Origin of the sequence: Micromonospora sp. U56 (assembly GCF_018070095.1) — a bacterium.
GTDB lineage: Bacteria > Actinomycetota > Actinomycetes > Mycobacteriales > Micromonosporaceae > Micromonospora > Micromonospora purpureochromogenes.
In genome coordinates this window covers 1-12838 of record NZ_JAGPYL010000158.1, presented here as the reverse complement: position 1 = coordinate 12838, position 12838 = coordinate 1, and the positions used below count along the sequence as shown (strand labels likewise).

Here is a 12838-nt window from a genome sequence, read left to right as displayed (position 1 = left end):
CGCGGTGTCCCGGCCCCTGGCCCACCGCGACACGCCGCAAACCGGGCAACGGGGACTCCTCGGGTGGCCGTCCGGGGCGGAAATGGGCGGGGACGCCGCGTCGTTAGGATGAGGGTGCGACGGACGAGTCGACCGGGCGGTCGCGTCGGCGGGCTCCGGCCCGCCGCCGAGGAACGTCCGGACTCCACAGGGCAGGGTGGTTGCTAACGGCAACCCGGGGTGACCCGCGGGACAGTGCCACAGAAAACAGACCGCCGGCCCATCGGGTCGGTAAGGGTGAAACGGTGGGGTAAGAGCCCACCAGCACCCCGGGTGACCGGGGTGGCTCGGTAAACCCCACCCGGAGCAAGGCCAAGAAAGGGTCGTCACCGCAAGATGACGACCCGGCGCAGACGCTTGAGGGTTGCCCGCCCGATGTCTGCGGGTAGGCCGCATGAGCCTGTCGGCAACGGCAGGCCGAGATGGATGGCCGCCGCCGGCCCGTACCCCGCGAGGGGTACGCGCCGCGCACAGAATCCGGCGTACAGGTCGACTCGTCCGTCGCCCACCACGTCAGCCGCCATTACGTGGTGGCTGACCTGCTGTTTCTTCTGGTACTGCTGGTCGTCGTCGGTCATCTCTGGTCGCCGTTTGACGGCCCAGCGACGGCCCACACGGCCCAGCGACGGCCCGGAGCGGTCCCCGCCGGCATGCCTCGCGGTCAGCCTGTTTCGGGCAGCTCTCGTAACATGGGCGCAGTGCACGGGTTTGTGAAGCGTCGAGGCGTACCAGAGCCAGGGTCGATTCCCGATGTCCTGGACATGTTCCGCGCTGAGGTGCGCTTCTATCGCGAGATCGCCCCGGTCCTGGGCGTCCGCGTGCCTACCTGCTTTCACTCGGAGATCACGCCTGAAGGCACGACGCTGATTCTCGAAGACCTCTCTGCATGGCGAGCGGGAGCCGACCCGATCGCGCACGCCCAGCTGCTGCCGCGCATGCATCAGCAGTGGGCAGGGCAGGCTCCGCTGAGGTGGCCGTGGCTGCGTCCGGTAGGTGCAGCCGCCGAGCTGGTCGGCGACTTGTTCGACCGGACGTTGCCGGCCCTGGTAGCACGCCCTGACCTACCCGCCAACCTACGAACGCTTGCTGAGCGGCTCGTCGGGCGCGTGCCAGAGGTCGAGCAGGACATCGCCTCGGCAGGCCCGCTCACCCTCGTGCACGGCGACGCATCCGCACGCAACGTCCGCACCGGCCCGAACGCGGAACTGGCACTTCTCGACTGGGAAGACGTCTCGGCCGCCCCCGGCGTCATCGACCTCGCCTGGCTCTTGCTGTCGTCCGTCGACCCCTCCCAATGGCCCGCCGTGATCGCCGCCTACGGAGCTGCCGAACACCTGATGACGGTGCTACCCGCCGTGGTCGTACAGGGATTGCTCTGCTTCTCTGACGCAGCGGAAGGGTCCATTGAGGCGCAAGCATGGGTCGGCCGGCTCAACGCGGCTGAGCACCGGCTGGCTTCTTAGGCACCCCTCTGATCGGCAACTGCCGGCCAGCTCCAAGGTCAGACGTTGAAGCGGAACTGAGAGCCGCTATCCCGCTACCAGCGGCGACACCGTCCGGCACCTGCTCACACGGCGTCTCGGGCTCTCATCGTTGTTCGCTAGTTGACGACGTTTCACGGTGTCTTGTGCCCCCTGTGTGCCCCACGGCCCCGGCGCTACCACTTCCGACGCCATTCGAGGCGGCCTCGATGCGCCACAGCCGGGACGTCGCCTCGCTGGACGTACAGCACCTCGTCCTCAACCCACCAGACGTCGCCAACGCGAAGGAAGACCGGCACCTCCAACGTGAGGGCAAGAAGACAGCCGCCGGAACTGCCGGGCAGCCCTTCCAGGTCATCCACCAGCTCCATCCGGCCAGCGGTGACGGGCTCGGTCAACACGCCAACATCTTGCCGGTGTCCGTGCGGCCCCGACGACTCCTTGACCCCCAGGCAACCAGCACGACTCGGTGACCTGGCTGCTCCATCGACGGGGAGCTGGGCAAACCGTGCTCCCATGTCCACGCCCGTCCGCTGACGTTCGTCCTGATCGTCACCCAGATAGTCACCCACCGCTTGCCGTCGACCCGACCGATAGGCTCCCCCACATGCCTGAGGCCAGCATCGAGACTCAGCCACCCGCCCTATATAGACCGGATAGGTCGGTGACCCTACCGCAGCTACCCACGGAGGCTGGCACTGTCATTTGTTTAAGGATTCGGGCGATCGCGCAACTAGTGGGCAGACGCGACATGCGAGCTCACGCTGCTGCGAAAACCATCTACAACTAGCGCGAATGTAACAGTGCGGAAGCGGGAGGCTTTCAGCAGAGGATAGCAGCTCTGGTGACATGGATGCCGAATCGATGACTCGACATCGGTCGCGCTTCCAGTGTGCACAACCACCCTCTAGACATGGCTCAGCGAAACGAAATCGCGCATTGACATTATCGGCCGCATTCAACTCCTCAGCCAATCTCCTATTCAAAGGAATCGGTGGCTTAAAGTATGCGACTCTACCGTCAACTGCAAAGATGCCCAAGACATGCGAGTCCTCCGAGCACCGCCCACTTGGGCATAAGGCTCGACCTTCAGAGCTAGCTTCTGGGCTCATTGTTCAGCTCGAATATCCGCAACCAGGGTGCTAGCTCCTTGCGTCCCTCCGCCTCCGGGATCATCAAATCCGATAAACCGGACGGCGCGTTGCGGACCAAAGTCAAGGCTTGCCAACTCTTGCAGGAGAGCGCGATGAAGCGCCTGATGGATCCTCTCAGTTGCTTCAGGCGGCAGGTCGCCCTCGATGCTTATCTTAAACTGCTGAATCGATTGATTGGTCATCTGGCGACTCTCTTTCTGCCTTAGTCGAGCCGGGACAGAACGGTGACCTGGCCCTTACGTTGGAGGGACGGTCGAGGCTACACCACCCAGAAAGCCAATGACCGCCCTGCGCAGATCGACGTAAACCGGCCTCTCATCGATTCGGTTGGGCGCCAATCCCTCCGCCCTCCGTACTCGGCCGTAGTCGGTTGTTCCGATGATCCGGCAAAGCTGTTGGGTCCACTCCGTATACAGGCAATGCGCTACGGGCAGACGTAGTAGAGCACGCAGGAATTCCCACTGCGCGGGTTGATCATTGACAGTGGTGGCCGATTCGAGCCCTTTGACGTATGTAACCAGCGCAGCATCAGGCTCGGTAAGCCGCTCCAGCAATTCACCCAGACGAAGAACAAATCTAAGCATTGTCGTCTTTGGGATGCCTTCGAATGCACCTCCACAAAGGAGCGACGCGAGTCCGCAGGCAACACGTCGTGCGTTATTCACCCCAAGAACGTAGCCGCTCTCAGCCGAGTGCAGGGCAAAGACAGCCTGATGAAAGTAGTCGAAATCAGGAGCAGCTTCCTCAGCAAGTTCCATGACTTCCTGGTGCAGGCCGAGTTGGCTTAGGCCATTCAGCCTGCCTTCTATCACAAACTTCTCAAGCTCCGTGCCCTCAGCCCATCGCTGTCGGTCAAGAAAGGCAAGCACACCGGCAGAATCGCCAGCCATAGACAGGGCTTTCAGAGACTCGATGATGTACACAGAATACGCGGTCGACCGAAGTCCTGGATGAAGGCGCTCAATCTCTTTCCATTCAAAGGAAGTGATCGAGCATGATCCCAGCCAAACATCTTCCCCCTGAGTGAGAGAAAAGACTCGACCGAAACAGTCGAGGGCTTCGCTTGTAGACCTTGCAAGAGCAAGCAGACGACCTTGATTAACCCACGGATCGATGGCTAAGTGGAGCAACTGTGATGAAGAACCAGCGGCGGCAGCGTCCATCGACTTCGATGCGAGCCAAGCTAACTCCATCTCACATAGCTTCTTGGCCAGTTTGGGGTCGTCCAGGTATGTGAAGATCAGGGCAGCGTTGTTTATTGCAGAAAACTGCGTCAGGCGTGCGGACAATTCATCGTCGAACGAGCCGGCGATCAACGCCAGTGAACCTGCCGCCCATTCCTCAAGAGGTATTCTAGGAATGCGCGGATAGTGGCTCAGAAGTTCAGGCGACGGCATTGACGTCGGATCCATAAACGGGACGCGCACCAATCTGGAGCAGGGCTGGCTGGCCATCCGACCGCGGGAGTCCTACCAACGGGCAACCCAACACCTCACTGTCGCCAGAACTCCATCCTCTGAGCCATGGTCTAAGAACCGAGTTACGAAGTTGCAGAGTGCCATCTTCGAGCAGTCGTCCGATGCTATTCGCCGGGTCCGAAAGGGCTACGGTACACTTGCCGATCTCGCCGTTAGCCCTAATCATGAGTGAGTTGGCGCGTGAAGCGTAACAGACGCCCCCTGGCGTATAGATGGATTCTTCCTTAATCCCCGGTAGCGCCTTTTCGTGAAGTGCGTTCAGAGCTTGGGTCTTTTCGGGTCCTTCAAGAACCTGCATGGTTTGGTCATTAGGGCCTCCCCATCGGCCGACGGCCTTAATCAGGATCGAGAATCGCTGGTCCTCGAGGAACTTCTCTCGAAGCAGGCGGATGAAGCCTGGCATGTCAGGAAGATTGGCAGGAGTTACATGTACCCGTAGACAGACCCTATAGCTTAGATCACTGTTCCTCAATGCGATCAGGTTGTCCCAGATGCGCTCGAATGACCCTTCGCCGTTGCGCTGAAGTCGCGTTCGGTCATGGTGATGTTGAGGGCCGTCAAGCGTAATTTGGTATTGTTCGATTCCTAGCTGACAGAGTCGCGATGCCGTCTCCAGGTCCAGTCGATAGGCGTTGGTCGTCATCTCAGCCGAGTAAATGACTTCTACCGATCTGTCTGAGAGTTCCTTTACGAAGCGCGAAACGTCCTCAACAATGTTCAAAGCTATCAGCGGCTCGCCACCGAACCACGCGACATGCAGTTGACGAAGGCCCGGCATCCGCCGCTCAATCAATCTCTTGACGCCATTGACAACCGCTGGCTTCATAGTTCCTATGCTGAAGTCTTCGTAACAGTAGGTGCATCGAAAGTTGCACTGCTCTGTAGGGAGCAAGATTAAATGGAGAAGGTCGTTGCTAAACGATGCAGCGAACTCCTGAGCATGGTCGGCTTTAGCAGCCAATGTTAACCCGCCAGACATCTCTTCACCTTCGAGAGAGCTATGGATCCGATGAATTCATGACACGAAGGTCAGTGTCGTCTCATAGCGGGCAACCCGATTGGATCGGCCCGCCGCCGCCTCCACCGCCGCAGTAGCATTGTGATCCGTTGGGTTCACCCGCCTCGCTCCTGAGATTGGAACGGCCTTGGATCTCCTGCAGAGCGGCGGCAATGCCGGCATCTGCGCTGGCGACGCGACCAAAGGCATCAATGGTAATTTCTGCCGGATTCAGTTCTACCAGAATCTCTGACAGAGGGCGTTCTTTCATCTGCCTGTCCTCCTTACGTCACGGCCGCCGGCCCTCAATGGCCGGTGGCTCGCACCCGAACATGCATTGCGTCCCCTGCAAGGACACGATGATGGTGGCCGGCCCATTATGGCCAGGTGCCCCGCCGCTCAGTTCGAATCTGTCCTGCAATCCATTAAGGGCGGCGGCGATAGTGGGTCGTCTGCGCTCGCTACGCGACCAAAGGCATCAATGATGCTCTCTGCCGGATTTAGGTCTACGAGAATCTCCGACAATGGTCGTTTGCTCATTTGCGCGCCGTGCCCAGGCCTTCCTACCGCTTGGCCTGCTTCCACTGTTGAGATGGAGAAGGTTCGGCGGGAGCTCCGGCACGAACCTTCATTGGAGGCTCGCCGCCCCCGCCGCCCCCGCAGTGGCACTGTGACCCGTCCGGGCCTGCGGTCTCAGTGTTCATTTCGACTTTGCCCTGCAATTCTCGGATAGCTGCGGCGATGACGCTGTCCGCGCTAGCGACGCGGCCGTATGCATCGATTGTGATAGCGTCAGGATTCAAATCAACAAGGATTTCGCCGAGCGATCGTTCGCTCATCATTTCCTCCACGGTGAATACGGATGTAAGGGCGAAGGCCGGGGTAAGTAGCACACAGCCGACAACCTGGACGCTACACTCCGTAACGGCTGATGGTGACGTGATTGCGGGATCCAGCTGGCCTCCTTGGCTAACAGTGCTGCTGCGCCATCTCGCCCTGATGCATCCCGTCTGCCGTCGACCCGCCCTTCTGGGGAGCGGGCCGCCGCCCGGCCCGCCACGTCACGCGGACCTTGACGGCTCGTACGGACGCTGGCGGGTCGGGCGGTGATCTGCTCGGCTTGCCCGGGTCGACGGCCGGCGGGATGGCTACCGCAACCACCCACGGACCGCGACCCGCCGACGGAGCCCCGGCCATCCTGGAGCCGGAGCGCCCCGCCGGAGGCAGCAGTAACCGCAACCCCGCGACCGCCGCCAGCTCGCCGACGCGGCCGACGTGCGCTCCGCTGCGCCGCGCGGGTCCTGGCCGCGCTGCCCGGCCGGCTGCCGGCCTACCACACCACCGCTCAACGGCCTGTCGTTCTGCGGCGGCCCACCGGCTTCCCGCTCTCCGCGCCAGCCGCCGGGCGATGGCGTGACGGCCGCAGAGCGACAGCGGCAGCGGCCGGCGCGCGCCCAGGCGGCGGCGCGTGCGGCCCGTTCAGGGCCGCCTTGAAAGACGTACAGGAAGTTTGAACCACATCGCCGGCGGCCGGCTGTCGGGTATCAGGACCTCCGTGACAGATCAGTCTCAGGACCCGCGTGACACTAGACGATCTTCCTCGGGTCGGCGATCTAGGGTGAGGTCGATGAAGCTAGTCGAGATTCGCCGTTATCCGATCAAGTCACTGCTCGGTGAGCAGCTCACAACAGCCGAGGTCGACCAGCGAGGATTAGTTGGTGACCGCTTGTGGGCCGTGCGTGACGCGGACGGGAAGTTGGGCAGCGGGAAGAACACCCGTCGCTTCCGGCGGATGCCCGGCCTGTTCACGCTCCGCGGACATTCTGGTGATCCGGTGCCGGTCGTCGAACTGCCAGACGGAAGCCGCTTCGCTGCGGACGAGCCCGCGGGGCATGAGACTGTCAGCGAGGTGCTCGGCCAGCGCGTGACGATCGAGCGCGAAGCGGAGGTCATGCACCATGACGAGGGCCCGATAAGCCTCATCACCACAGCCGCCCTACGGCGACTCCACGACCTGTTAGGGGAGCCGGTCGACCCAGTGCGGTTCCGGGCGAATCTGCTCGTCGACGTACCGGGCAGCGACTTCCCAGAGGATGGCTGGCTCGGGCGAGCCGTTCGCATCGGTTCCGAGGTGGTGTTGCGACCACGCCGGCGACTTACCCGATGCGTCATGATCGACCTTGCGCAGGAGGACGCTCCACAGCATGGACACCTCTTGCGGACCGTTGCCGAGCACCACGACATGACGTTCGGCGTCTGGGCAACAGTCGAACGCCCTGGTCGTATCCGGCTACAGGACGCGGTCGAAGTGACCCCGGCCTGAGACCCCACCAAGCCCCACGGAGTTGTCACGCAGGTCCCGATATCGATCTGTCACCCAGGTCCTGATACCCGACAACCGCCCTGCCGGCGATGCCTGGTCTCGCATGATGGTTGACATTGCGGGTTCGGTTGATGCTTTACATGATCACGACAACGCTGGCCGTCCAAGGTCTGCGCGGACCGGCCGTCGCACCGCCTCGGCGACGCGCCCCCGCTCATGCCGATGAGCTCCGACTAGCGTGCACCCATGGCCAAGTCTTTGGACGTCTCGAGTCCGGCTGCGCGTCGGGAAGCGCTCCGGATGGTTGACGTAGATGATCCTGGCCCCCACCACGCGATGCTCCGCGAGATCTTCGGCCTCGAAAGAGCGTGGCGCGAAGGCCCGGACACGGGCGAGAGCGACGAGTACGAGCAGATTTACGTAGCAGCCTTCCTGCTGTTCCTGATCGGCGATCCCGCGGACTCGCCCCGCCTGTATGGAGCGAAGTTCCGCACCGGTGACATGGACCTAGGCATCGGCTTCGATGCCCAGGCCATCTTCGGAGCGGGCAGGCGCGAAACGCTTCAGTGGCTCTTGGACAACGGATACACCGACGAGCACGCGCATCTGTCTGAGTGGCTATCGCAGTGGGAAGACCCGAAGATCGAAGACTGGGCTCCGCATGTACGCCGGTACTTCTACTCACCGAACGGCCTGCTGCGTCTGGATCCGCTTTAGACACACGTAGCCAGCCAAACGTCCGCTCTTGCTGCGAGTCTCGGGCTCGGCATGAAACCGGGGCGATCATGTCGAACATCAACCGAGGCCGCAGTGTCAACATCAACCGACGCAGGACAGACGCCTGCCGGCGATGTCCGGTCTCGGGACCTGCGTGACACATCGGTATCAGGACCTGCGTGACACTCCGCTGAGTGTTGGTGGAGATAAGCGTGATGGAGCAGCGGTATCAAGCCGTCCAGGACGTGCTTGCCGGGTCGACGGTCACGGACGTCGCCGAACGGTTCGGGGTCTCCCGCCAGGCAGTGCATCGCTGGCTGTCCTGGTATCAAGACGAGGGCCTGGAAGGGCTGGCCGACCGGTCCAGCCGGCCGCGGTCCTCCCCAGGGCAGACCCCGCCGGAGGTGGAGGCGCTGATCTGTGAGCTGCGCAGAAACCACCCTCGCTGGGGTGCCCGTCGCCTGGTCTATGAGCTCGGCCGCCGTGACTGCCCTGGCCCGATCCCGTCGCGGATCACCGTGCATCGGGTCCTGATCCGGCACGGCCTGATTGACCCGATACCCCGTCGGCGTCGTCGGGAGGACTACCGGCGGTGGGAACGGGGCCGGCCGATGGAACTCTGGCAGCTGGACATCGTCGGCGGCATCCAGCTCGCCGACGGCGGTGAGGCCAAGGTTGTCACCGGCGTCGACGACCACTCCCGCTTCTGCGTCATTGCCGCGGTGGTCCGCCGGGCCACCGGCCGCGCCGTCTGTCTCGCCTTTGTCGAGGCGCTGCAACGGTTCGGGGTGCCCGAGGAGGTCCTGACGGACAACGGCAAGCAGTTCACCGCCCGGTTCGGCCGCGGTGGCGGGGAGGTGATGTTCGACCGGATCTGCCGGGAGAACGGCATCACCCACCGGCTGACCAAGCCCCGCTCACCCACCACCACCGGCAAGGTCGAGCGGTTCCACCAGACCCTGCAACGCGAACTCCTCGACGACGTCGAGGTCTGGGCCGACCCGCAGGAAGCCCAAGCAGCGATCGATGTCTTCCGCCACGAATACAACACCGAACGGCCTCACCAGTCCCTTGGGATGGCGTTCCTGGCCGACCGGTTCACCGCTTGCCCGGCCGGGGAGCAGTTGCCGCTGCGGCTTCCGCCGACGCTGGCTACCACGATCCCCGCACCCCGCCGGCCGCTGTCGACGCCTCCACCGTCCGCCGTCCTATCAGCGCCTGTGGCCACCGGCGGGGATGTCGGCCTGGCCGTGGAGGTCACCCGCCTCGTTCCCCCTCGGGCAACCTCACCGTCTGCGGGCAACAGTTCTGGCTCAGCCCCCTCCGAGCCGGGCTGCCGGTCACTCTCTGGGCCGACACCACCGTCGTCCACCTGCTCATCGACGGCGTCCGGCTCAAGACCGTGCCGTCCCGGCTCACTCCCGCTCACCTGCGCCAGCTCCTCGCCGACGGCGGCGTTCCCGCCGGGCCGCCACCGATCGCCACCGGACCCGCCGAGGCCGGCGCCCCGATCGAGGTCGAGCGGCTCGTCAACGCCACCGGCCTGATCGGCCTCGCCGGACGGCAGCACCCCGTCGGCTACCACTTCGCCGGACAACGGGTCACCGTCCGACTCGACCGCGGCCTCATGCAGATTAGCGCCGGCGGCGTCCTGCTGCGCAGCCTGCCCAACCCCCTGACCGCCGCCGAGATCGCCACCATTCGCGACGCCCGCCCCGCCGGACCCCCACCGACCCCGGCACCCGAACCGGTGCGGGTTGAACGACGTGTCAGCAGCCGCGGATCCCTCGTCATCGCCGGTCAGCGCATCCACGTCGGCATCCGCCACGCCGGAGCAACCCTCACCGTCGAAGCCGCCGACACCACCTTCCGCGTCCACGACGGCGACCAACTCGTCACCGAAGTCACTCGCACCACCGCCAAGGACATCGCCAGGTTCAAGGCCCGCAAACCCGAGCCCCCGCGCAACCACAAGTCCTCGGATCACCCACCACAGCCATGACCTGCACAATGACACCCGTGACCCAGGATCAGGCCGCCGACATCAAACCCGGCGAGATCTACGAGGACTGCCACTTCCACCCCGTCCTCTGCCTCTATAACGACGGCGACCAGATCCACGGCGTCTCCCTCATCGACGCCAGCTCTCCCCGCGCCTGCTCCATAGGCTTCTGCGCCGTCATCAAGCTCACCGTCGACGACGTCATCGCCGCGCGAGCCGACTGGCCGGGATACCTGGAACGACGCCACGCAGAGTTCGAAGCCGAGTGCGACGAGCACACCACTTGACCGACCCCTGCCGAGAGCCCATAACTAACTACAAGATCGTCTGGCCGGACGTGTCACCCACGTCCCGAGACTGATCTGTCACGGAGGTCCTGAGACCGGACATTGCCGGCGGCCGGCGGCCGGCTGCCCGGTCTCGGGACCTGCGTGACATCGGTATCAGGACCTGGGTGACATCCGCCGAGTGTGGCTTCCCAAGATCGCGCTAGGTGTTCTGCCGTGGCGAGCGGCTTCCGTCGTTCCTGGCTCGTTTGTATGGAGTGATACGAGAGGAAGCGCCGTGACCAGGTTGGGACTCTGTGCCGGGCTGATGACGGATGGGTGAGCCCGGCGGCGAGCGGCTCATGCGCGAGAAAGCCGGCTGGCGGCGGGCGACCATCCTGGAGCTGCTCTTCGATCTTGTCTTCGTGTTCGCGCTCAATCAGCTCAGCTTGCGGCTGATCCATGACCTCAACGCTGGGAGTCAGCAATGGTTCGGCGAGGTGGTGCAGACCTTCCTGTTGTTCCTGGCGTTCTGGGTCCTGTGGCTGTCGACGGTCGCGGTTACCAGCCGACAAAGTCCGGAATCGCCGGTGATCCAGGCCGTAGTGTTCATGTCGATGGCAGGCGCCGTGGTGATGTCCGTCGCGGTACCGCAGGGATTCGAGCAGCGGGCTCTCCTCTTCGCCGGCGCCTACGTGGCGACCCGGATAAGCCGCGTGCCGCTCCTCCTGGTCTTCCGCCTCCCAGTGGTCTCCACCCCGGCGCTGCTCCCGCTTGCCGTGAGCGCGGTGCTGTGGATCGTGGGCGCGCTGGTACACAACGAGGGTCTCCGCGCCGTGCTCTGGACCCTCGCGCTGGTCATCGGCTACATCGGGTTCACGAGGCACTTTCAACGATTGGCTGGCGCACCGATCGCGGGTGAGCACCTGGCCGAGCGGTTGCAGCAGTTCTATTTGATCACGTTGGGTGAGGCGGGCTTCGTGTCCGGCAAGGCGTTCAGCGGTAGCAACTTGGGCACTCCGCATGCGGCCGGGTTCGGGCTGGCGTTCGTCGCCATCGTGCTGCTCTGGCGGGTCTATTTCTACCGGGCCGGCACTGTCCTGCCGGTTGCCATCACGGGTGCCCGGAACCCGGCCCGACAGTCCGTGGCGGTAGCTGGGACTCACCTGCTCATGATCGCCGGTGTCCTCCTGGCCGGTGTCGGCTTCGAGCTGTACATCATGGAGCCGCTCGGCCGGCCGGAACCGAAGTGGCTCATCGCCATCCTCGGCGGGCCCGCGCTGTTCTTGGCCGGGCGGTCACTTTTCGAACTGCAGGTCTTCAGTCGAATCTCCCGGTCGCGGCTGGCCGGCCTGCTCGCCCTGAGCCTCCTGATCCCGGCCACCTGGTACCTGCCACCCCTGGCCGCCGGTGGCGCGGCCGTTACGGTACTGGCCGCAATTGCCGGCTCGGACGCTTGGCGCGCCCGGGGCCGCGCACCCGAGGCACCCACCCCACTGATCTGACCCACCAGCGAATCCCGGCCCTGCGCGGAGCGAACCGTCAGGGACAGGGGCCAGACGGGCCTCAAGAACTACCCCGACATCGCCGGCGGCCGGCTGTGCCACCGGCGGCCGGCTGTCCGACTCCACTTGATGCGTGACACATTGGCGTCACTTGACGCGCGACGGGGCCCCGTATGACTGGCCGCCGCTGTCACATCGAGTCACTGCTCGGCCGGACGCAGTCCGGGTCGGGCGGCTGGCAGGGCCGCTGCAGCGTCCAACTGACCGTGGTCGAGAATCACGCCCGTGAGCGACTCTTACGTCTCCCTGATACCGACCGACGTCAACTGGCAGCCGACCAGCGCAGCAGCCGCCGAGGCGGAAGCGTACGTCTGGCGAGTGTTTCCCGACCCGGACGGCGTCCAGCAGGACGTGACGGTCGAGTTCTATGACCGGATCACCGTGGTCGACGTGGGCGAGAACATCCAGCAGATCACGTGCCCGCGCTGCGATCGGGACATCCCGCTGGACTGGTACGGGGACCTTATCGAGGAGACCGAGGGCGAGTTCGACAGCCTGACTGTGACGGTTCCATGCTGCGCGACGGCAGTCGCGCTCGACACCCTCAAGTTCGACTGGCCCAGCGGCTTTGCTCGCTTCGAGATCGCAGTCGCCAACCCGGCTCGTCCGGAGTACGCGTTCACCCCGGATGAAATCGGCGCGGTCGAGGCAATCCTGGGCCATCCACTCCGGCAGGTCGTCGCGCACAGCTAGTGTTCTGTCTCGCAAATAGCTAGCCGTTTGAGTAAGCTGTGGACGTGACACGTGCTGCAGCGCCACTGGTGCTCGAACCCGGTCAGCGGGAACTGCTGGAGTCTCTTGCCAAGTCGCGTACGG

11 protein-coding genes, 1 other RNA gene and 1 pseudogene are annotated in these 12838 nt (G+C 64.1%); 8 read left to right on the top strand and 5 right to left on the bottom strand.

The features are described 5' to 3' along the window. Positions 1-124: 124 nt before the first annotated feature. Both rnpB and KBX37_RS30920 read left to right on the top strand, forming a co-directional pair. An RNA gene (rnpB, locus tag KBX37_RS30925) (RNase P RNA component class A) lies at positions 125-540 on the top strand. Positions 541-569: 29 nt separating this feature from the next. Further along, positions 570-1502: a phosphotransferase family protein gene (locus tag KBX37_RS30920; protein ID WP_210779399.1), complete on the top strand. Its 933-nt coding sequence runs from the start codon at positions 570-572 to the stop codon at positions 1500-1502. A gap of 194 nt (positions 1503-1696) precedes the next feature. Here the strand turns inward: KBX37_RS30920 and KBX37_RS30915 are convergent, their stop codons facing one another. From KBX37_RS30915 to KBX37_RS30895, 5 genes are all read right to left on the bottom strand, one after another. Beyond that, on the bottom strand, positions 1697-1921 hold the full coding sequence (locus KBX37_RS30915) for a hypothetical protein (protein WP_210779398.1): 225 nt from the start codon (positions 1919-1921) through the stop codon (positions 1697-1699). Between the two features lie 707 nt (positions 1922-2628). Beyond that, a complete protein-coding gene (locus KBX37_RS30910; protein WP_210779397.1) occupies positions 2629-2856 on the bottom strand; it encodes a hypothetical protein in 228 nt (75 codons plus the stop codon). A 54-nt stretch (positions 2857-2910) separates the two neighbouring features. Further along, positions 2911-4086, bottom strand: coding sequence for a hypothetical protein (locus tag KBX37_RS30905; RefSeq protein ID WP_210779396.1), 1176 nt, complete (start codon positions 4084-4086; stop codon positions 2911-2913). Next, positions 4058-5131 carry a radical SAM protein gene (locus tag KBX37_RS30900; protein WP_210779395.1) on the bottom strand — a complete coding sequence of 358 codons (1074 nt, stop codon included), beginning with the start codon at positions 5129-5131 and terminating at the stop codon, positions 4058-4060. The genes KBX37_RS30905 and KBX37_RS30900 overlap by 29 nt, the downstream gene beginning before the upstream one ends. Before the next feature lie 61 nt (positions 5132-5192). Further along, on the bottom strand, positions 5193-5420 hold the full coding sequence (locus KBX37_RS30895) for a hypothetical protein (RefSeq protein WP_210779394.1): 228 nt from the start codon (positions 5418-5420) through the stop codon (positions 5193-5195). Positions 5421-6776: 1356 nt separating this feature from the next. Here KBX37_RS30895 and KBX37_RS30890 point away from each other — a divergent pair. From KBX37_RS30890 to KBX37_RS30865, 6 genes and pseudogenes are all read left to right on the top strand, one after another. Then, positions 6777-7472: an MOSC domain-containing protein gene (locus KBX37_RS30890; protein ID WP_210779393.1), complete on the top strand. Its 696-nt coding sequence runs from the start codon at positions 6777-6779 to the stop codon at positions 7470-7472. Positions 7473-7718: 246 nt separating this feature from the next. After that, entirely contained in the window at positions 7719-8189 is a 471-nt protein-coding gene (locus tag KBX37_RS30885; protein ID WP_210779392.1) for a hypothetical protein, read from the top strand. Between the two features lie 206 nt (positions 8190-8395). Then, positions 8396-10191: pseudogene (locus tag KBX37_RS36160) on the top strand (IS481 family transposase). Between the two features lie 17 nt (positions 10192-10208). Beyond that, positions 10209-10478 carry a hypothetical protein gene (locus KBX37_RS30875; protein WP_157743602.1) on the top strand — a complete coding sequence of 90 codons (270 nt, stop codon included), beginning with the start codon at positions 10209-10211 and terminating at the stop codon, positions 10476-10478. Positions 10479-10792: 314 nt separating this feature from the next. After that, entirely contained in the window at positions 10793-11962 is a 1170-nt protein-coding gene (locus KBX37_RS30870) for a low temperature requirement protein A (RefSeq protein ID WP_210779391.1), read from the top strand. A 285-nt stretch (positions 11963-12247) separates the two neighbouring features. Next, positions 12248-12715, top strand: a complete 468-nt coding sequence (locus KBX37_RS30865; RefSeq protein ID WP_210779390.1) for a hypothetical protein — start codon at positions 12248-12250, stop codon at positions 12713-12715. Positions 12716-12838 lie beyond the last annotated feature (123 nt).

Bases quoted from the DNA above. Each gene is read 5' to 3' on its own strand.
- KBX37_RS30910 (WP_210779397.1), bottom strand. From the start codon at position 2,856: ATGACCAATCAATCGATTCAGCAGTTTAAGATAAGCATCGAGGGCGAC.
- KBX37_RS30905 (WP_210779396.1), bottom strand. From the start codon at position 4,086: ATGGATCCGACGTCAATGCCGTCGCCTGAACTTCTGAGCCACTATCCG.
- KBX37_RS30900 (WP_210779395.1), bottom strand. From the start codon at position 5,131: ATGTCTGGCGGGTTAACATTGGCTGCTAAAGCCGACCATGCTCAGGAG.
- KBX37_RS30895 (WP_210779394.1), bottom strand. From the start codon at position 5,420: ATGAAAGAACGCCCTCTGTCAGAGATTCTGGTAGAACTGAATCCGGCA.
- KBX37_RS30890 (WP_210779393.1), top strand. From the start codon at position 6,777: ATGAAGCTAGTCGAGATTCGCCGTTATCCGATCAAGTCACTGCTCGGT.
- KBX37_RS30885 (WP_210779392.1), top strand. From the start codon at position 7,719: ATGGCCAAGTCTTTGGACGTCTCGAGTCCGGCTGCGCGTCGGGAAGCG.
- KBX37_RS30870 (WP_210779391.1), top strand. From the start codon at position 10,793: ATGGGTGAGCCCGGCGGCGAGCGGCTCATGCGCGAGAAAGCCGGCTGG.